Source organism: Streptomyces sp. NBC_00631, assembly GCF_045206895.1.
Taxonomy (GTDB): domain Bacteria; phylum Actinomycetota; class Actinomycetes; order Streptomycetales; family Streptomycetaceae; genus Streptomyces.
Genome location: NZ_CP107734.1, coordinates 7,526,040 through 7,545,517 on the forward strand (window position 1 = coordinate 7,526,040; position 19,478 = coordinate 7,545,517).

The following is a 19,478-nucleotide window of genomic DNA, read 5'->3' on the forward strand; positions in this document are numbered from 1 at the left end:
GGGGTGGACCGTGCCGGGTCCGCTGTCCTAGGCCGCGTCCGCGCGCAGCCGGAACCAGTAGAAGCCGTGCCCGGCCAGGGTGAGCAGGTAGGGCAGCTCGCCGATCGCCGGGAACCGGACCCCGCCGAACAGCTCCACCGGATGCCGGCCGTTGAAGCGTCTGAGGTCCAGCTCCGTCGGCTGGGCGAACCGGGAGAAGTTGTGCACGCAGAGGACCAGGTCGTCCTCGTACTCCCGCAGGAACGCGATCACCGCCGGGTTCGACGACTGCAGCTCGGTGTAGGACCCCAGCCCGAAGGCGGGGTTCTGCTTGCGGATCTCGATCATCCGGCGGGTCCAGTGCAGCAGGGAGGACGGCGAGGACATGGAGGCCTCGACGTTGGTGACCTGGTAGCCGTGGACGGGGTCCATGATGGTCGGCAGGTAGAGGCGTCCGGGGTCGCAGGAGGAGAATCCGGCGTTGCGGTCGGGGGTCCACTGCATGGGGGTGCGGACGGCGTCCCGGTCGCCGAGCCAGATGTTGTCGCCCATGCCGATCTCGTCGCCGTAGTAGAGGATCGGCGAGCCGGGCAGGGAGAGCAGCAGTGCGGTGAACAGCTCGATCTGGTTGCGGTCGTTGTCCAGGAGGGGGGCGAGGCGGCGGCGGATGCCGATGTTGGCGCGCATACGCGGGTCTTTCGCGTACTCGGCCCACATGTAGTCGCGTTCCTCGTCGGTGACCATTTCGAGGGTCAGTTCGTCGTGGTTGCGCAGGAAGATGCCCCACTGGCAGCCGGAGGGGATGGCGGGGGTCTTGGCGAGGATCTCCGAGACGGGGTAGCGGGATTCCCGGCGTACGGCCATGAAGATCCGCGGCATGACGGGGAAGTGGAACGCCATGTGGCATTCGTCGCCCCCCTTCTCGTAGTCGCCGAAGTAGTCGACGACGTCCTCCGGCCACTGGTTCGCCTCCGCCAGCAGCACGGTGTCCGGGTACTGGGAGTCGATCTCCTTGCGCACCCGCTTCAGGAAGTTGTGGGTCGCGGGGAGGTTCTCGCAGTTGGTGCCCTCGCGCTGGTAGAGGTACGGCACCGCGTCCAGCCGGAAGCCGTCGATGCCCAGGTCCAACCAGAAGCGGAGCGCGGAGAGGATCTCCTCCTGGACGGCCGGGTTCTCGTAGTTGAGGTCCGGCTGGTGCGAGAAGAACCGGTGCCAGTAGTACTGCTTGCGCACCGGGTCGTAGGTCCAGTTGGAGACCTCGGTGTCGACGAAGATGATCCGCGCGCCCTGGTACTGCTTGTCGTCGTCAGCCCAGACGTAGTAGTCCCCGTACGGCCCGTCGGGGTCCTTCCGGGACTCCTGGAACCACGGGTGCTGGTCGCTGGTGTGGTTCATGACGAAGTCGATGATGACGCGCATGCCGCGCTGGTGGGCGGCGTCGACGAACTCCACGAAGTCGGCGAGGTCACCGAACTCGGGGAGTACGGCGGTGTAGTCGGAGACGTCGTAACCGCCGTCCCGGAGCGGGGACTTGAAGAAGGGCGGCAGCCAGAGGCAGTCGACGCCGAGCCACTGCAGATAGTCGAGCTTGGCGGTCAGGCCCTTGAGGTCGCCGATGCCGTCGCCGTTGCTGTCCTGGAACGAGCGGACCAGGACCTCGTAGAAGACGGCGCGTTTGAACCAGTCCGGGTCCCGGTCCTTCGCCGGTGTGTCCTCGAAGGTGTCCGGGACGGGTTCGTTGACGATCATTGTATGGGTGACCCTCCGATCCGCGGGGACGGTCGCAGGACGGTGAGGATGTGCGCGGGCCGGTGACCCGGTTCCAGGCGCACATAGTTGGCCCTGCCCCAGTTGTAGGTTTCACCGGTGAGCTCGTCGCGCACCGGCACCGACTCGTGCCAGTTCAGGCCGAGTTGCGGCATGTCCAACGAGACCGTGGCCTCCTGGGTGTGGTGGGGGTCGAGGTTGACGACCACCAGAACCGTGTTCGATCCGCTTCGCTTGCTGTAGACGATCACCGCTTCCTGGTCGGCGTGGTGGAAGTGGAGGTCGCGCAACTGCCGCAGGGCCGGGCTGCTCCGCCGGACGGTGTTGAGGCGGGTGATGAGGGGTGCGATGCCGTCGGTGTCGGCGAGGGTCCAGTCGCGGGGTTTGAGCTGGTACTTCTCGGAGTCGAGGTATTCCTCGCTGCCTTCTTTGAGGGGGGTGTTCTCGCAGAGTTCGTAGCCGCTGTAGATGCCCCAGGTGGGGGAGAGGGTGGCGGCGAGCACGGCCCGGGCCTCGAAGGCGGGGCGGTGGCCGTGCTGGAGGTAGGCGTGCAGGATGTCGGGGGTGTTGGCGAAGAAGTTGGGCCGCATGTAGGCGGCGGACTCGCCGGAGAGTTCGGTGAGGTAGTCGGTGAGTTCCTGTTTGCTGGTGCGCCAGGTGAAGTAGGTGTAGGACTGCTGGAAGCCGATCTGGGCGAGGGTGCGCATCATCGCGGGGCGGGTGAAGGCCTCGGCGAGGAAGATCACGTCGGGGTCGGTGCGGTTGATGTCCGCGATGACCCGTTCCCAGAAGACCACCGGTTTGGTGTGCGGGTTGTCGACGCGGAAGATCCGTACTCCGCAGTCCATCCAGTGCCGCAGCACCCGGACGGTCTCGGCGATCAGCCCGGGCATGTCGGCGTCGAAGGCGACGGGGTAGATGTCCTGGTACTTCTTGGGCGGGTTCTCGGCGTAGGCGATGGTGCCGTCGGGCCGGTGGTGGAACCAGTCGGGATGCTTCTGCACCCAGGGGTGGTCGGGGGAGCACTGCAGTGCGAAGTCCAGGGCGATCTCCAGGCCGTGGCGGCCGGCCTCGGCCACGAACCACTGGAAGTCCTCGATCGTGCCCAGGTCCGGGTGGACGGCGTCGTGCCCGCCTTCGGGTGAGCCGATCGCCCAGGGCACCCCGACGTCGTCCGGTGCGGGGTCCAGGGTGTTGTTGCGGCCCTTGCGGAAGGTGGTGCCGATGGGGTGGATCGGGGGGAGGTAGACGACGTCGAAGCCCATCTCGGCGATCTTCGGCAGGCGGCGGGCGGCTGTCCGGAACGTGCCGTGGGGCCGTTCGGGTGTGCCCTCGGAGCGGGGGAAGAACTCGTACCAGGAGCCGTACAGGGCCCGTTCGCGCTCGACGAGCAGCGGCAGCGGCTCGGAGACGGTCACCAGCTCCCGCAGCGGATGGCGGGCCAGCACCTTGTCGATCTCGGGCGTGAGGGCGGCGGCCAGGCGCCAGGGGGCGGGCTGTTCCTCGTCGCGGAGGGCGGCGGCCGCGGTCAGCAGGATTTCCCGCTTCTTTGCCTTCGGGACCCCGGCGGCGGCCCGTTCGTAGAGCCGGGCGCCCTCCTCCAGGACCAGATCGGTGTCGATGCCCGCCGGGATCTTGATCCGGGCGTGGTGGCGCCAGGTGGTGACGGGATCTCCCCATGCCTCGACCTGGTAGGTCCAGCGGCCCGGTTTCCCGTCGACGGTGACGGTGGCTCCCCAGCGGTCGGTACCGGGGGCGAGCTCCCGCATCGGGGTCCAGGGGCCGGGTCGGCCCTTCGGGTCCTTCAGGACGACATTGGCGGCGACGGCGTCATGGCCCTCGCGGAAGACGGTGGCGGTGACCTCGAACGACTCCCCGGTGACCGCTTTGGCGGGCCTGCGCCCCTGCTGGATCAGCGGGCGGACGTCGAGGACGGGTATGCGGCCGACGGCGGTGGCCTCGTCCGCGGGGGGTGGCGCGCCGGGTGACGTGCGCCGGGTCGGAGGTGCTGAGGAATGGTGCGTGGCGGGCATGACCGCTCCTGTCCGCGGCAACTGGGTGTGGGCGGATGGGTGGTGGGGAGGTGGGTCCTGCGGGGTGTACCTGGTGTTGTACCGCTGCCTGGTGTCAGTCCTGTGTCTGTGGGGTGTACCGGAGGAGCCTTCCCACCCTATTCGGGTGGGCAATCCGGCACTTTGTTAACTACTCAGCCGTATGTCTACGCACAAGACCGGCCCCGTTCGCGGCGAACGGAGCCGGTGGCGCGATCGCACACCGGAAACCGCTTCAGGACTCCGGCACCCGGAGGAGTCCGTTCGGCGATCCCGGCTCCGCCCCGGACACCTTCCCGCTCGCGGCCTCCGCAATCAGGGACTTGGCGACCAGGGCCGGAAGGGCGTGCGACGCGGTTCGGCTTGTTTTCGCCCAGGACTGGGCCGTTCAGGTCGAAGCGGGGGACTGGGGGCGGCAGCCCCCAGCGGTACCCCGGCACCGGTACTGTCGGAGAGACGCCGAGCCGCACACCGCCGTACGGCTCTCACCGCGAACGCGTGGAGTGGAATGTGAAGGCGATCCGTCGGTTCACCGTCCGTCCCGTTCTCCCCGACCCCCTCCGCCCCCTCAGCGACCTGGCCCGTAACCTGCGCTGGTCCTGGCACGCCGAGACCCGTGACCTCTTCCAGACCGTCGACCCCGAGCGCTGGGCCGCCTCCGAGGGCGACCCGGTGCGGCTGCTCGGCAGTGTGCCGCCGACGCGCCTCGCCGAGCTGGCCGGTGACCGTCGCTTCCTGCGCCGGCTGACCGCGGTCGCCGACGACCTGAGTGACTATGTGACCGGCGACCGCTGGTACCAGTCGGGGGAGCGGTCCGCCGAACTCCCGGCCGCCGTCGCCTACTTCTCACCCGAGTTCGGCATCACGGCCGCCCTGCCCCAGTACTCCGGCGGCCTCGGCATCCTCGCCGGCGACCATCTCAAGTCGGCCAGCGACCTCGGTGTCCCCCTGATCGGCGTCGGCCTGCTCTACCGGCACGGCTACTTCCGGCAGACCCTGTCCCGGGACGGCTGGCAGCAGGAGCACTATCCCGTCCTCGACCCCAACGAACTCCCCGTGGCCCTCCTGAAGGAGGCCGACGGCACCCCGGCGCACGTCTCCCTCGCGCTGCCCGGCGGCAGACTGCTGCGCGCCCGCATCTGGCTGGCCCAGGTCGGCAGGGTGCCGCTGCTGATGCTGGACTCGGACGTGGAGGAGAACGACGTCGGCGAACGCGGGGTCACCGACCGGCTCTACGGCGGCGGCAGCGAGCACCGGCTGCTCCAGGAGATGCTGCTCGGCATAGGGGGTGTGCGGGCCGTACGGACGTACTGCCGGCTGACCGGCCACCCCGAGCCGGAGGTGTTCCACACCAACGAGGGCCACGCCGGCTTCCTGGGCCTGGAGCGGATCGCCGAACTGGCCGCCGGCGGGCTGGACTTCGACTCCGCGCTGGAGGCGGTCCGGGCCGGTACGGTCTTCACGACGCACACGCCCGTCCCGGCCGGTATCGACCGCTTCGACCGTGAGCTGGTCGCCCACCACTTCGGTGCCGACGCCGAACTCCCCGGGATCGGGGTGGAGCACATCCTGCGGCTCGGCATGGAGACCTACCCGGGCGGCGAACCCAACCTCTTCAACATGGCGGTGATGGGGCTGCGGCTCGCCCAGCGCGCCAACGGGGTCTCGCTGCTGCACGGCAACGTCAGCCGGGAGATGTTCGCCGGGCTCTGGCCGGGGTTCGACCCCGACGAGGTGCCCATCACCTCCGTGACGAACGGGGTGCACGCCCCGACCTGGGTGGCCCCCGAGGTGGTCCGGCTGGGCGCCCGGCAACTCGGCGACCGCCGTGCCGAGGAGGCCCTGACCGTCGGCGGCCCGCAGCGCTGGGACGCGGTCGCCCAGATCGCCGACCAGGAGATCTGGGAGCTGCGCCGCAGCCTGCGCGAGCAGCTGGTGCTGGAGGTGCGGGAGCGGCTTCGGGCGTCCTGGCGGCAACGCGGCGCCGGTACGGCCGAGCTGGGCTGGATCGACAGCGCCCTGGACCCGGACGTCCTCACCATCGGGTTCGCCCGGCGCGTCCCGTCGTACAAGCGCCTCACGCTCATGCTGCGCGACCGCGACCGGCTGATGGAGCTGCTTCTGCATCCGGACCGCCCGATCCAGATCGTGGTGGCCGGAAAGGCGCATCCGGCGGACGACGGCGGCAAGCGGCTGGTGCAGGAACTCGTCCGGTTCGCCGACGATCCGCGCGTCCGCCACCGGATCGTCTTCCTGCCCGACTACGGCATGGCGATGGCGCAGAAGCTCCTGTCCGGCTGTGACATCTGGCTGAACAACCCGCTGCGCCCGCTGGAGGCGTGCGGGACGAGCGGGATGAAGGCGGCGCTCAACGGCGGCCTCAACCTCTCGGTCCTGGACGGTTGGTGGGACGAATGGTTCCAGCCGGACTTCGGCTGGGCGATCCCGACGGCGGACGGCGCCGGCACCGATCCGGACCGCCGGGACGACATCGAGGCCGCCGCGCTGTACGACCTGCTGGAGCAGCGGGTGACCCCGCGCTTCTACGAGCGCGGCCGCAGCGGGCTGCCGGACCGCTGGATCGAGATGGTCCGGCAGACCCTGACCCTGCTGGGGCCCAAGGTGCTGGCGGGCCGCATGGTCCGGGAGTACGTGGAGCGCCTCTACACCCCGGCGGCCCACGCCCACCGGGCCATGACGCCGGACACCGCCCGGGAACTGTCCGCCTGGAAGGGCAGGGTGCGGGCGGCCTGGCACGGCGTCTCGGTGGACCACGTGGAGACGGCCACCGCCACGGCCACCGCCGAACTGGGCACCACCCTCGCCGTGCGCGTCCGCGTCCGCCTCGGCGACCTCGCCCCCGACGACGTGGAGGTCCAGGCCGTCTCCGGCCGGGTCGACCCCGAGGACCGCATCACGGACGCGACGACCGTCCCGCTGAAGCCGACCGCCGGCCCGGACCTGGAGGGCCACTGGACCTACGAGGGCCCCCTGTCCCTGGACCGCACGGGCCCCTACGGCTACACGGTCCGCATCCTCCCCGCCCACCGCCTGCTGGCGTCCGGCGCGGAACTGGGGCTGGTGGTGGTGCCTTCGCAGGGCGCGGTGGCGGGGGCCGGGGTGCTGATGCGGTGACCCCGGGGGTGCGGTCCGCGGGGCTTTCCGTCCCCGGACCGCACCCCGGTGTCAGAGGTGCTCGCCCTCGTCCTCCTCGTAGTGCAGGGGGCCGAGTTCCGCCAGTTCCTCAAGGAGCTCCGCACCGAGTTCCCGTGCCCAGGTGAGGCCGTCACGCACGAGCATGCGCGGTGCGTCCGACGGAGCGGGCAGATCCGGCAGATCCGGATCGTCGGCCGGGGGTTTTCGGAGCAGGTCCCCGTAGGCGAGGAGTTCGCGGAACGCCATGCGGTCGCGGGTCTCCTCGTCCACCGGCGGAGTGACGCTCAGCCGGGGCACCCTCAGCCCCGCCGTGAAACGAGGCAGCCACGCCGCCCGTCCCGTCGCGGACCTGCGTTCCACCCGCAGACGTGTTCCGGCCAGCTGGCGTGTCCGCGCCCAGAAGCGGTTCCTGCGGCTGTCGCGCAGCTGCCTCAGCCTCGCCCGGGCCCGGCGGTCGGCCGCGAAGCCGTTGGCTTCGGTGAGCAGCGTCTGCCAGCGCAGCGCCCCGCTCTCCCTGTCCCAGTTCTCGAACGCGTCCCAGCTCACCCATGCGGCCTGCCGCAGCGTCGCCTCCAGGTCCGCCGCGAACTCCTCGGGGTGTTCCCGGGCCAGCTCACGGTAGAGCAGCACGGCCCGGTGGACGGTCCGGGCCGCCTCGATGCGCCCGCCGAGCTTGTTGAGCACACCGGCCCTGGTCCGCAGCACCTGAGCCAGCAGCGGACGGTAGATGGCCGGCTGGTCCGCGACGAACTGCAACGTCACGCGCAGACATTCGTCGACCACCCTGCGGGCCGCCGAGTACCGGCTCAGTGCTGCCAGTTCCAGCGCCTGGTTGTGCAGCGACTCCATGAGACCCGGCAGATACATGTCCGGATGCGTCTGGGCCAGGCGGCGCCGGATCAGCACGGCATGCGTCGCCGTCTTCAGGGCACTGTTCCCCGGTGAACGGCGATTGGCCAGGTTGTGCAGCGCCCCGGCGAGCAGGGCCAGATGCTGTCGGGTGGGACGCTCGTGGACCAGCCGCTCCAGGATCTCCACGGCCTCCTCGGCCGCGACCAGCGCCTCGTACCGCATGTCGCGGGCGGCCAGGACCACCGAGAGGTTGCTGAGCGCCTGGGCCAGCCGGGCCCGGTGAGGCATCAGCCCGGCGTGGTCGGGGTGGCCCGTCTCGTCCGCCACCAGCCGCCGGTTGACCCGGATCGCCTCCGCGCAGTCCCCGAGCGCCTCCTGGTACCGGCCGAGTGCGGAGAGCGCGGCCCAGCGGACCCCGAGCGACTCGGCCAGCAGGGGCAGATACTCCTCCGGGTGGCCGCGGGCGAGGCCACGGTAGAGCCGGACTGCCCGGCCGCTCGACTCCACGGCCTCCTCCCAACGGTGTACGGCGGTCAGCCGGACCGCGAGATTGTGCTCGGCGCGCGCCAGTTCCGCCCGCACGGCCGCCGGGGCCACCGCCCCGCCCGAGAGGTGGGTCCGGATCCGGCGGGCCCGGGCCAGTCGGGCCGCGATCGCCAGGGCCTGCTCGCCCAGCAGCCTGCTGCGCTCGGGCACCGCGGCGTGCACGAGTTCCATCAGGTCGAGGGGGAGATCCGTCCGCTCGGCCAGCCGCCGCAGCGCCTCCAGCAGGAAGCCGGGGTTCTCCGAGCGTCCGGCCACCGCGACCGCCGGAACGGCGAGGACCCGCGGATGGCCGACGATCAGTTCGGCGACCTGGGCGGCCAGCTCCGGGTGCGGACAGGCCGGCTGGGCCGCTGCCCGGGCCAGCACGGTCAGGGCCCGCTCGGCCTCCCGGCCGTCGAGACCCGGCAGCAGCCCGGGCAGCAGGTGGTGGTTCTCCCGGGTGCGCAGTGCCACCTGGTACTCGCCCAGCAGGTCCGGCTCCAGCGATCCCCAGTACGTCCCCTCGGCCGACGGGTACAGCTCGTGCAGCCACTCCGCCGCCGCCGTGCTCCGGTCGCCCGCGAGGCCGGGAAGGGTGGCGAGCAACTCGGCGGCACGCTCCCGGTCGGCCGCCCGGGTCAGCGTGGCCACCGCCACCGCGTCCTGCAGGGCTGCCTGGCCGACCCCCTCCAGCTTCGGCCAGGAGCCCGCGGTGCGCTGCCAGTACCGCCGTTCGTGGCCGAGGAGCTCCGCCTGGACGTCCGGCTCCCTGCCGTTGTCCCGGGGCGGGCGCGCCCTGCCGGTGGCGATCTGGCGGTCGGCCGCGGTCAGCAGGTCCAGCAGGGCCCGCATCTGGAGATGCAGCGCGGAGCCGTCGGTGAACCGGCGGTTCGTCCCGGCCGACGACACCGCGCGTTCGACTCCGGCCCAGTCGACCCGGGCGTACTCCGGCAGGTCCCGCAGTGCGGGCAGCCGACGGGCCAGCGCCCGCACCGCCGCCCGGTACATCCGGGCGCGCTCGGCCGGCGTCGGCGCCAGATCCGTCAGCTCCACCGTGCGGGCCCCGCTGAGCACGCCGGCGCTGCGCGGCGTCGCACCCGGCAACTGCTCCCACCACTCGCCCGCGCTCCGGGCGATGAGCACCATGCGCACCGGATGGTGGCCGCCGCGCGCCTGGAGGGTCTCCAGGACGTTGCCGACCAGTTCGGGGCTGGTCTCGGCGTAGTCCATCACCAGCAGCATGCGCCGGTCGACCGCCGTCAGTGCCCGTAACCCCCGTACCAGTTCGGCCCGTTCGGTGCCGGACTCGCGTAGCTGCGCGGTCAGCCAGCCGCGGCCGGCCATGGTCACCGACAACTCCCGGGCGAACCGTGACTTGCCCTGGCCGCCCCGGCCCGTGATCAGCCGGGTGGTGAAGCCGCCGCCTTCCGTGCACCAGTCCTGGAACTCGGCGAGACTGTCGGCGCGGCCCGTGAAGGGCACCGCCTCGGCCTGCGGGCGGAGCAGTTCCGACGGCAGGCGCGGGCTGCGGCTGGGCACCGCCGGTTCGCACAGGGCCTCCAGCTCCACGGCCTCGGCGATCGGCACGTACCCCAGCTCCCCGGCCAGCAGCGCCCGCAGCGTCGGCTCGCGCAGCAGCCGGTGCGCGGGTACGGCCTGGAGCTTGCCGTGCTGCCAGTGCGCGAGGTCCACCACCACGACCCCGCACAGGAGCTGCCCGCTCCACAGGGCGGATCCGGACATGCCGTGCCACGGAGAGTCGCCGAGGCTGACGGGCGCCAGGTCGACGGTCAGGTGCCAGTGCCCGCCGATCATGCCGTCGCCGGGGCTGACCTTGCCGGAGACCTGGGCGGTCTCCAACTGGTCGGCGCGCCGCGCACCCGGTACCCAGGTGAAGCCGAGCGTGCCGGCGGCCTGCCCGGCACGCAGGGTGGCGAACTGCCCGAAACGGACCGGCGCGTCGACGATGTCCCGTGGCCAGTGTCGCGCTGCCACCCGCAGCAGGGCGGCGTCCAGGCCCGCCCCGCGGCCGTCCCAGACCACCTCCGCGGGCACCAGCCGGTCGACGGTGAGCAGTTGCACCTGTACGTGCACCTGACCGGGGGCCATCGCCGCGCCCCGCGGGTTCAGCGCGTGGCCGGCCGTCAGCACCAGCCCGGGAGCGATCACACAGCCGGAACTGAGGCGGGGGTGCTTGCCCCCGACGCTGGTGCGGACGGCGGCCAGTCGGCTTCCGTTCATGTGCTCAGGAGGGATCGGGCGGCGCGAACAGGGCCCCCGTGCCGGCGCCGTCGTCCGGTATGTCCCGGGAGATCTCCACGGGGCCGCCGTCGGACCGCTTCGGGGTGAGGGTCAGCGACACCTTGTGGGTGCGGGTGCGGCCCGCGTTCGCCTCGGCGTCGGCCGCGACCACCCACGCCTTGAATCCGGCCTTCGCCCTCACGTCCCGGCGCAGTTCGACCGTGAACTCCATGGCGATCGGGCCCACTTCGAAGCGCAGGTTCTCGTGCGCCGCGGTGGCCGAGGCACTCAGTAGTTCGTCACGCACCAGGCTTACGGCCGCGGCCAGTTCCAGCTCTTCCGGCATGTCGTCCCCCTTGACCGGCGGCCCGGACGCCCCGTGCGTCCGGTGCTCCGGTCCGTCCCGTGGTCAGGGAGACAGCGTGCCAGAACGACGGGGCGCTGGAGCCCCTTCAGAGCGAATCCTCCCCACCCCCGCACAGCGTGCGCAACACCTTGCCGCACCGGCGGGCGTATGCGTGCTGCAACCCCCGGGTCGCCGCGCCGCCGGCGCGGGCGTACCACTTGGCGGGCTTGCTGAAGGCCGCGACCGTGAGCCAGACCGTGCCGTCGCCCGTGCGGTCGACCACGAAGGCCTCCTCGCCGCATTCGGGGTGGCCGGGCAGGGTGCCGTAGGCCCAGCCGGCGCGCCGGGACTCCTCGGCCGTCCAGACTATCCGGCAGGGGGCCTTGAGGAGGCCGGCCAGGGTGACGGTGACGTCGACGCCGGGGGCCGCGCGGTCGGCGGCGGCGTCGATCCCCACGCCGAGGGCGCGGTGGAGTTCCCAGGTGAGGACCGCCTCGGCGGCCCGGTGGAAGACTTCCTGGCCCTCGCCTATGCGCGTGCGCACGTGCAGCGGACGGAAGCCCGGCGGGCAGGCGGCGAGGTTCTCGCGAGTGGCGCCGACCGCCTCGTACGTGAAGGACATGGGAGAGAGCGTAGGGCGGGCCCCCGGGACGACTTCTCCCCGGGGGCCCGCCCGTGACGTTCGGGACGGGGTCAGCTGACGTTGACCGCGGTCCAGGCCGCCGCCACCGCGTTGTACTCGGTGGAGCCGGAGCCGTACAGCGCGGCCGCCGCGGACAGCGTGCCGGTGCGGGCCGACTTGTAGTTGGTGGTCGACGTGAAGTACGTGGTCAGGGCCTTGTACCAGATCTGGAGGGCCTTGTCCCGGCCGATGCCGGTGACCGTGGAGCCGTTGTACGTCGGCGAGTTGTAGCTGACGCCGTTGATGGTCTTCGAACCGCTGCCCTCCGAGAGGAGGTAGAAGAAGTGGTTCGCGACACCGGACGAGTAGTGCACGTCGAGGTTGCCGACCGAGGAGGACCAGTAGTTGGCGGAGCCGCCGTCCTTGCTGGGCTGGTCCATGTAGCGCAGCGGGGTGCCGTCGCCGTTGATGTTGATCTTCTCGCCGATGAGGTAGTCACCGGGGTCCGAGGAGTTGTTGGCGTAGAACTCCACACCCGTGCCGAAGATGTCCGAGGTGGCCTCGTTCAGGCCGCCGGACTCACCGCTGTAGTTGAGACCGGCGGTGTTGGCGGTGACGCCGTGGCTCATCTCGTGGCCGGCCACGTCCAGCGAGGTCAGCGGGTGGGTGTTGCTGGAGCCGTCGCCGTAGGTCATGCAGAAGCAGCTGTCGTCCCAGAAGGCGTTGACGTACGAGCTGCCGTAGTGGACGCGGGAGTAGGCGCCGACACCGTTGTTCTTGATGCCGCTGCGGCCGAAGGTGTTCTTGTAGAAGTCCCAGGTCTCCTGCGCGCCGTAGGCGGCGTCGGCGGCCGCCGTCACGTCGGTGGTGGAGCTGGAGGCGGTGCCGGTGCCCCACGTGTTGGTGGTGTTGGTGAACAGGGTGCCGGTGCCGGAGCTCGTGGTGTGCTTCAGGTTGTACGTCTTGTGGCCGCCGCGGGAGGCGTCGGTCAGCGAGTACGTCGAACCCGACAGCGTGGTGGTGAGGCTGACGGTGCCCGAGTAGAGGGTCTTGCCGGTGCCGGTGGCGTTCTCGATGCCCTGGTACTCGAAGAGCTTCTTGCCGGTGGCGGCGTCGGTGATGACGTGCAGCTGGTTGGGGGTGCCGTCGTCCTGGAAGCCGCCCACGATCGTCTCGTAGGCGAGAACGGGCTTGCCGTCGCCGGCCCAGATCACCTTGCGGGCGCCGTCGGCGGCCGACTTGGTGGAGCCCAGCGTCTTCGCGGCGGTGAGGGCCGCCTTCTCCGCCTTGGCCACGGTGAGCTGCGGCTTCAGGGAGGCCACCTTGATGGCCGCCTTGGTCGCCCTGGTGACGCCCTCGGTCCTGCCGGCCTTGGAGGTGTGCACGACGATGTCGCCGCCGAGGACGGGCAGGCCCGCGTAGGTGCGCTCGTAGCGCGTGTGGACCGTGCCGTCGACGTCCTTGACGACGTCCTTGACGACCAGCTTCTCCTTGGTGCCGAGGCCTATCTGCTTGGCCGTCTCGGCGACGTTCGCGTCCGCCTTCTGGATCAGGGCGGTGCGGGCGGAGTTGGAGAGCAGGGTGGGGGCGGCGGCCAGCGGCTGCTTGTCGACGGCCGAGGCGTTCGCGGTCATACCGGTGGTGAGGAGGGCGCCGGCGGCGACAGCGGTGGCGATGGCGAGCGTGGTGCGCTTGTGACGCGCGTAGAGGGGGCTCACTCAAGCTCCTTCAAGTGTGGGGAGTCCGGGCGGAGTTGGGGTCTCCGGTCCGGCTGTGGGGTTGTGAAGTTGCTGTGCTGTGCGACGGGTGAAGGAAGAGTGACATCAGGGTCGCGTACATGTCAGGACCCTGAAGTGATGTTGGCCGAAAAGCAGGTGTCGGGTGAATATTGCGCCCTTGTAAAACGGGCGCCGCCCGAGGGGATGCTCCCCCTGGACGGCGCCCGGTGCGCGCTTTCGTCACCAGCGGTTACGGGAAGGTCAGCTTCCATCCGTTGATCGTGCCGACGTCCTGCGCGGCCTGGTCCTGGACCTTCAACTTCCAGGTGCCGTTGGCCGATTCCGACGAGGCGTTCACCGTGTAGGTGTCCGTCACGTTGTCCGCCGAGTCGGACGAGCTGAAGTTCTTCAGCCGGTACGACGTCCCGGACGGGCCGACGAGATCGATCACCAGGTCGCCGCGCCACGTGTGGCTGATATTCGGCGTTACCTGCAAGTTGCTCGGGGCGTTTCCGGTCCGGCCGGAGACCGTGATCGACGAGGTGACCGCGGGCCCGTTGTCCGGAATCGACACAGGCGTGTTGCTCTCGTAGGAGGTGCCCGTACCGCCGCCACCGCCCGACCGCGAGCCGACCGCCACGGCCGCCCAGGCGTCCTGCACCGCCTTGTACTCGGTGCTGGTGGTGCCGTACAGCTCGCCCGCCGCCGCGAGGGTGCCGGTGCGGGCGCTCGCGTAGTTGGTGGTCGAGGTGAACTTGGTGGTGAGCGCCCGGTACCAGATCTGCAGCGCCTTGTCCCGGCCGATGCCGGTGACCGGAAGGCCGTCCTTCGTGGGCGAGTTGTAGCTGACGCCGTTGATGACCTTGGCGCCGCTGCCCTCGCTCAGCAGGTAGAAGAAGTGGTTCGCCACGCCGGACGAGTAGTGCACGTCGAGGCCGCCGACCGACGAGGACCAGTAGTCGGCCGAGCCGCCGTCCTTGCTGGGCTTGTCCATGTAGCGCAGCGGGGTGCCGTCGCCGTTGATGTCGATCTTCTCGCCGATGAGGTAGTCGCCGACGTCGGAGGAGTTGTTGGCGTAGAACTCCACGCCGGTGCCCATGATGTCGGAGGTCGCCTCGTTCAGGCCGCCGGACTCACCGCTGTAGTTGAGACCGGCGGTGTTCGACGTGACGCCGTGGCTCATCTCGTGGCCGGCCACGTCGAGGGCGGTCAGCGGGTCCGCGTTGCCGGAGCCGTCGCCGTACGTCATGCAGAAGCAGCCGTCGTCCCAGAACGCGTTCACGTACGAGTTGCCGTAGTGCACACGGGAGTAGGCGCCCACGCCGTTGTTCTTGATGCCGCTGCGGCCGAACGTGTTCTTGTAGAAGTCCCAGGTCTCGGCGGCCCCGTAGTGCGCGTCGGCGCCCGCTGTGGCGGCGTTCGACGTGGTGCCGTTGCCCCAGGTGTTGCTCGACTGGGAGAACAGCGTGCCGGTGCCCGAGGTGCCGTGGTTCAGGTTGTACGTCTTGTGGCCGCCACGGTCGCCGTCCGTCAGGTTGTACGTCGAGCCCGACTGGGTCGTGGACAGCGACACCGTCCCGCTGTACTGGGTGTTGCCGGTGCCCGTGACGTTCTCGATGCCCTGGTACTCGAAGAGCTTCTTGCCGGTGGCGGCGTCGGTGATGACGTGCAGCTGGTTGGGGGTGCCGTCGTCCTGGAAGCCGCCGACGACCGTCTCGTAGGCGAGGACGGGGGTGCCCGTGCCGGCCCAGATGACCTTGCGGGCGCCGTCGGCGGCCGACTTGGTCGAACCCAGCGTCCTCGCGGCCGCGAGGGCCGTCTTCTCGGCGCTCGCCGCGCTCTTGGCCGGGGTGAGGTCGGCGACCTTGAGCGTGGCGTTGTTCGCCCTGATGACGCGCTCGGTGGCGCCCGACTTCGCGGTGTCGACGATCAGGTCGCCGCCGAGCACCGGCAGGCCCGCGTAGGTGCGCTCGTAGCGCGTGTGCAGGGTGCCGTCGGCGTCCTTGACGACGTCCTTGACGACCAGCTTCTCCTGGGTGCCGAGGCCTATCGCCTTGGCGGTGGCGGCCCGTTCGCCGCTCGCGTCGCGCAGCAGCTCCGCGCGCTGCGAGGGAGAGAGCCTGACGGCCGCATGGGCCGGGTTGACCCGGCCGAGCTGCGGGGCGGCCGGGGCGGCGCTGGCGGCGCCCGACTGGACGGCGGCGGCGATCAGTGCGCCGACACCGGCGAGGGCGACGGCCGCGGTGCGGCGGTATGTGCTGTGGGGGGTGCGTCTGCGAGAGGAACTGCTTCTCAACACTGACTCCTTCTGCGTGGCCGCGGGTCGCACGGCCAGGGGAGATCCGGACGGCGGGTGGGCCGGCCGGGCAGAACTGGGCGGAACGCGGAACCATGTGCGTGTGCAGTGCCGGGCTCGACAGCAGCAGTGGGGTGAATCTGTGGGGTTGCTGTGAGTCGGCCGTGGGAAGAGTGGCAGCAGAAAACGCCACCTGTCAGGACCGCGTCAGAAACTTGGCCGGAAATCGTTCGTTGACCGGATGTTCATGTTCGGTATGCGGATTGTTGAGGGAACGTCAACGGTCTCAGGGGCGACCGGGGCCGCAGCGGCTCAGGGCGCCTTGTCGCCGTGCCAGGTCGCCCACAGCGCCGCGTACGCGCCGCCCGCCGCCACCAGTTCCTCGTGCGTGCCGAGCTCGGTGAGGAGGCCGTTCTCCATCACGGCCACCCGGTCGGCGTCATGGGCGGTGTGCAGCCGGTGCGCGATGGCGATGACGGTACGGCCTTCGAGTACGGCGGCCAGGGCGCGCTCGGTGTGCCGGGCGGTCGCCGGATCGAGCAGCGCGGTCGCCTCGTCCAGGATCAGGGTGTGCGGGTCGGCCAGCACCACCCGCGCCAGCGCCAGTTGCTGGGCCCGGGAGCCGTCGGTGGCCGGACCGCCCGAGCCGCCCGCGCCGAGCGGGGTGTCCAGGCCGTCGGGCAGGCCGCGCACCCAGTCGCCGGCGCCGACGGCGGTCAGCGCCGTCCACAGCTCGGCGTCGGTCGCGGCCGGTTCGGCGATCAGCAGGTTGTCCCGGACCGTGCCGAGGAAGACGTGATGCTCCTGGGTGACCAGGACGACCTGGCGGCGCAGCCGCTCCGGTTCCAGACCCGCGATCGGCACCCCGCCCACGGTCACCGTGCCCGAGCCGGGCGCGTCGACGCCCGCCAGCAGCCGGCTGAGCGTCGTCTTCCCGGCGCCGGACGGCCCGACCACCGCGAGCCGCTCCCCGGGCCGCACCGTGAGGTCCACCCCGCGCAGCACCTCGCCGCCGTGCTCGTAGGCGTACCGCACCCCGCGCACGTCGATCCGGTCGTCCGCCGGAGCGGGCGCCGCACCGTCCGCCACCGCCCGCGGGGCCCGCGCCAGCCCCTCCACCCGTGCGAACGAGGCGCCGCTGGACTGGAGTTGCTCCACCCGTACCAGGATCTGGTCCAGCGGCTCCGTGAACTGCCGCAGATACAGCGCCGCCGACACCACCACGCCGACGCCCGCGTGCAGCAGCCCGCCGACCAGCAGCACCCCGGCCACCGGCACCGTGTACGACACCTCGACGGCCGGGAAGAACACGGTTCGCAGCCACAGGGTGTAGAACCGGGCCCTCCGGTTGGTCTCCAGCGCGTCCCGGCTCGCCGTGATCCGCTGCTCCTGGAGCCGGAACGCCTCCACCGTACGGGCGCCCGCCACCGTCGCCGTGACGATCTCCGCGACCCCGGAGGTGGCCGCGCCCTCGGCGAGGTAGCCCTCCCTGGCCCGGCGCAGATACCAGCGCAGCGCGAACCAGATCGGGGTCAGCCCGAGCACCCCGAACGCGGCCAGCACCGGGTCGAGGACGAACACCGCGCCCATCACGAACACCGCCTGCACCGTGTTGACCAGCAGCTCCGGTCCGGCGTCCCGCAGGGTGGTGCCGACGGTGCCCACGTCGCCCGTGCCGCGCGCGGTCAGGTCGCCGGTGCCGGCCCGCTCCACGACCGACGCGGGCAGGGCGAGAGCCCGGTCCACGAACTCCTCGCGGACGCGGGCCAGCGTGCGTTCGCCGAAGCGGTGGCCGAGGTAGCGGGCGGAGCGGGCGAGCAGCAGCTGGGCGAGGGAGCAGAACAGGATCCACCGGGCGAGGTGGTCCACGGCGCCGACCCCGCGGCCGGCCCTTACCTCGTCCACGATCCGGCCGACCAGCCACGGGCCGACGAGGCCGGTGCCGGCCGCCGCCGCGTTCAGCAGCAGGGCGGCGGCGAAGGGACCGCGGTCCGCCTTCACGAGGCGGAGGGTGGCCCGGCGGACGTCGGCGCGGCCGGCGACGGGCAGCTGACTCGTCGTCACCGGACGGCCTCCTCGTCTTCGGTGTCCCGGGCCACCAGGGCCCGGTATCCGGGTGCGTCCTCCAGCAGCGCCTCGTGGGTGCCGGTCGCGGCGACCTTGCCGTCCACCAGGAAGATCACCTCGTCGGCGTGGGCCAGCATCAGGGGGGAGCTGGTGGTGAGGAGGGTGGTGCGGCCGGCGCGAGCGGTGCGCAGGCGCTCCGCCACGAGGGCTTCGGTGTGGGCGTCGAGGGCGGAGGTGGGTTCCACGGCGAGGAGGACCTCGGGGTCGGCGAGGAGGGCGCGGGCGAGGCGGACGCGTTGACGCTGACCGCCGGAGAGGTTGCGGGCCTGGGCGGTGAGTTCGGAGTCGAGGCCGTGGGGGAGGGCCTGGACGATGTCGATCGCCGCGGCGGCGTGCAGGGCCTGGGTGAGGCGCGCGTCAGGGGGTGCGGCTTGAGGTGCGTCGGCGGGTGCGGGCGCGTCCGGGTTGCTCGCGCAGTTCCCCGCGCCCCTTTGGGGCGCGTTGTGGCAGCCGTACGTCGGATACAGCCCTGTGCCCCTTTGGGGCGCGTTGTGGCAGCCGCACATTTGATGCGGCGCCGCGCCCTTCAGAGAGTTGCGCAACGTGTCGGCGAAGAAGTGCGCGTCGTTGTCGGCCACCAGGATGCGGGACCGTACCTCCGCCAGGGGTACGGCGTCCAGGCGTACTCCTCCCCAGGTCGCGTCCGAGGGGGTGTAGCGGCCGAGGCGGTCGATCACCGCGGTTGTTTCCGTCGCGCTCACGAGCGCCGTCAGGCGGCCGGGCCGGACTCGTACGCCCGACTCCGGGTCGTGCAGGACGGCCGGGTCGGCCGGGGGCCGCTGGGTGCCCTCGTCCGGTTGCGGCTCGTGGCGCAGGAGACGTACGACCCTGCGGGCGGCCACCACTCCCCGGCTCAGCTGGTAGCCCATGTCGAGGAAGAACGCGACCGGGCCCACCAGGACCGCGACATAGCCGTACACCGAGACCAGCTGGCCCACCGTGATGTCGCCGCGGGCCGCCATGCGGGCCGCGATCCAGGTGACGACCGCGAGGAAGACCGTCGGCAGGCCCATGCCCAGGGCCTGGACCCAGCTGGCGACCGCGCCCACCCGGTAGCCCTGGGCGCGCAGGTGCTGGGAGTCGCGGCGGAAGGCGTCCGCGAACAGGCCCTTGCCGCCGAGGCCGTTGAGGACGCGCAGGCCGCCCGCGAGGTCGCCGATGCGGGCCGTGAGGACGCTCTGGCGTTCCCGGTACTCGGTCTCCCTGCCCTGCAGGCGCCGGGCCAGCGGGCCCGCGATCAGGGCCACCACCGGCACTCCCAGCAGCACCACGCCGGCCAGCAGGGGCGAGATCGTCGTCAGGAGGCCGGCCACCACCGCGTACACGACGACCGCGCCCACCCCGGGGCCGACGACGGTCAGCGCCTGGGCGATGGTGTGCACGTCGGCGACGCCGATCGTGACGATCTCCCCGGCGTCGGCACGGCGCGACAGCTCGGCGCCGAGCCGTACCGTGTGCCCGACGACCACCTTGATGGTGCGGAAGTACGCGTCCATCCGCACCCGGGTCATCGTGCGGTGGCGCATGATGCTGAGCCAGGCGTTGACCGCCCCGAGGAGGAAGATCGCCGCTGACCAGCCGGCCAGCACCGCCATACGGCCCGGCACCAGGCCGTCGTCGACGGCCCGGGCCATCATGTACGGCGTCCCGGCCATCAGCGTCAGCCAGACGCTGCCGAGCAGTGCCCCGGCGAGCGAGCGGCCCGGCTGGCAGGCCACCAGCCACCACAGATAGGACCAGCCGCCGCGCGTGTCGGGCGTGCCCGGATCCTCGTACGCGTCGATCACCCTGCCAACCC

Annotated in this window: 10 protein-coding genes; 1 reads left to right on the forward strand and 9 read right to left on the reverse strand. The window is 71.4% G+C overall.

The features are described 5' to 3' along the window. Positions 1-27: 27 nt before the first annotated feature. Both treS and OHB00_RS34795 read right to left on the reverse strand, forming a co-directional pair. Complete coding sequence (gene treS / locus OHB00_RS34790; RefSeq protein ID WP_406440734.1) at positions 28-1,728, reverse strand: maltose alpha-D-glucosyltransferase; 1,701 nt, start codon at positions 1,726-1,728, stop codon at positions 28-30. Beyond that, entirely contained in the window at positions 1,725-3,779 is a 2,055-nt protein-coding gene (locus tag OHB00_RS34795; protein WP_406440735.1) for an alpha-1,4-glucan--maltose-1-phosphate maltosyltransferase, read from the reverse strand. The genes treS and OHB00_RS34795 overlap by 4 nt, the downstream gene beginning before the upstream one ends. 528 nt (positions 3,780-4,307) lie before the next feature. Here OHB00_RS34795 and OHB00_RS34800 point away from each other — a divergent pair. Next, positions 4,308-6,932 (forward strand): glycosyltransferase family 1 protein, encoded by a 2,625-nt coding sequence (locus OHB00_RS34800; protein WP_406440737.1) that lies wholly within the window; start codon positions 4,308-4,310, stop codon positions 6,930-6,932. Between the two features lie 51 nt (positions 6,933-6,983). On the opposite strand, the gene OHB00_RS34805 is transcribed toward OHB00_RS34800, so the two are convergent. The 7 genes from OHB00_RS34805 to OHB00_RS34835 form a co-directional block, all read right to left on the reverse strand. Then, a complete protein-coding gene (locus tag OHB00_RS34805) occupies positions 6,984-10,571 on the reverse strand; it encodes a hypothetical protein (protein ID WP_406440738.1) in 3,588 nt (1,195 codons plus the stop codon). A 4-nt stretch (positions 10,572-10,575) separates the two neighbouring features. Beyond that, positions 10,576-10,917, reverse strand: a complete 342-nt coding sequence (locus tag OHB00_RS34810) for a trypco2 family protein (protein WP_406440739.1) — start codon at positions 10,915-10,917, stop codon at positions 10,576-10,578. Between the two features lie 106 nt (positions 10,918-11,023). Continuing rightward, positions 11,024-11,539: a DUF1990 family protein gene (locus tag OHB00_RS34815; protein ID WP_406440741.1), complete on the reverse strand. Its 516-nt coding sequence runs from the start codon at positions 11,537-11,539 to the stop codon at positions 11,024-11,026. A gap of 71 nt (positions 11,540-11,610) precedes the next feature. Further along, positions 11,611-13,257 (reverse strand): M4 family metallopeptidase, encoded by a 1,647-nt coding sequence (locus OHB00_RS34820; protein ID WP_406440742.1) that lies wholly within the window; start codon positions 13,255-13,257, stop codon positions 11,611-11,613. Between the two features lie 250 nt (positions 13,258-13,507). Continuing rightward, positions 13,508-15,553 (reverse strand): M4 family metallopeptidase, encoded by a 2,046-nt coding sequence (locus OHB00_RS34825; protein ID WP_406440744.1) that lies wholly within the window; start codon positions 15,551-15,553, stop codon positions 13,508-13,510. Between the two features lie 312 nt (positions 15,554-15,865). Further along, entirely contained in the window at positions 15,866-17,617 is a 1,752-nt protein-coding gene (locus OHB00_RS34830) for an ABC transporter ATP-binding protein (protein ID WP_406440746.1), read from the reverse strand. After that, entirely contained in the window at positions 17,614-19,467 is a 1,854-nt protein-coding gene (locus OHB00_RS34835; protein WP_406440748.1) for an ABC transporter transmembrane domain-containing protein, read from the reverse strand. Before OHB00_RS34835 ends, OHB00_RS34830 begins: the two co-directional genes overlap by 4 nt. Between the last annotated feature and the right edge of the window lie 11 nt (positions 19,468-19,478).

Excerpts from the sequence above, each read along its gene's own strand:
- treS (WP_406440734.1), bottom strand. The coding sequence starts at position 1,728 with ATGATCGTCAACGAACCCGTCCCGGACACCTTCGAGGACACACCGGCG.
- OHB00_RS34795 (WP_406440735.1), bottom strand. The coding sequence starts at position 3,779 with ATGCCCGCCACGCACCATTCCTCAGCACCTCCGACCCGGCGCACGTCA.
- OHB00_RS34805 (WP_406440738.1), bottom strand. The coding sequence starts at position 10,571 with ATGAACGGAAGCCGACTGGCCGCCGTCCGCACCAGCGTCGGGGGCAAG.
- OHB00_RS34810 (WP_406440739.1), bottom strand. The coding sequence starts at position 10,917 with ATGCCGGAAGAGCTGGAACTGGCCGCGGCCGTAAGCCTGGTGCGTGAC.
- OHB00_RS34815 (WP_406440741.1), bottom strand. The coding sequence starts at position 11,539 with ATGTCCTTCACGTACGAGGCGGTCGGCGCCACTCGCGAGAACCTCGCC.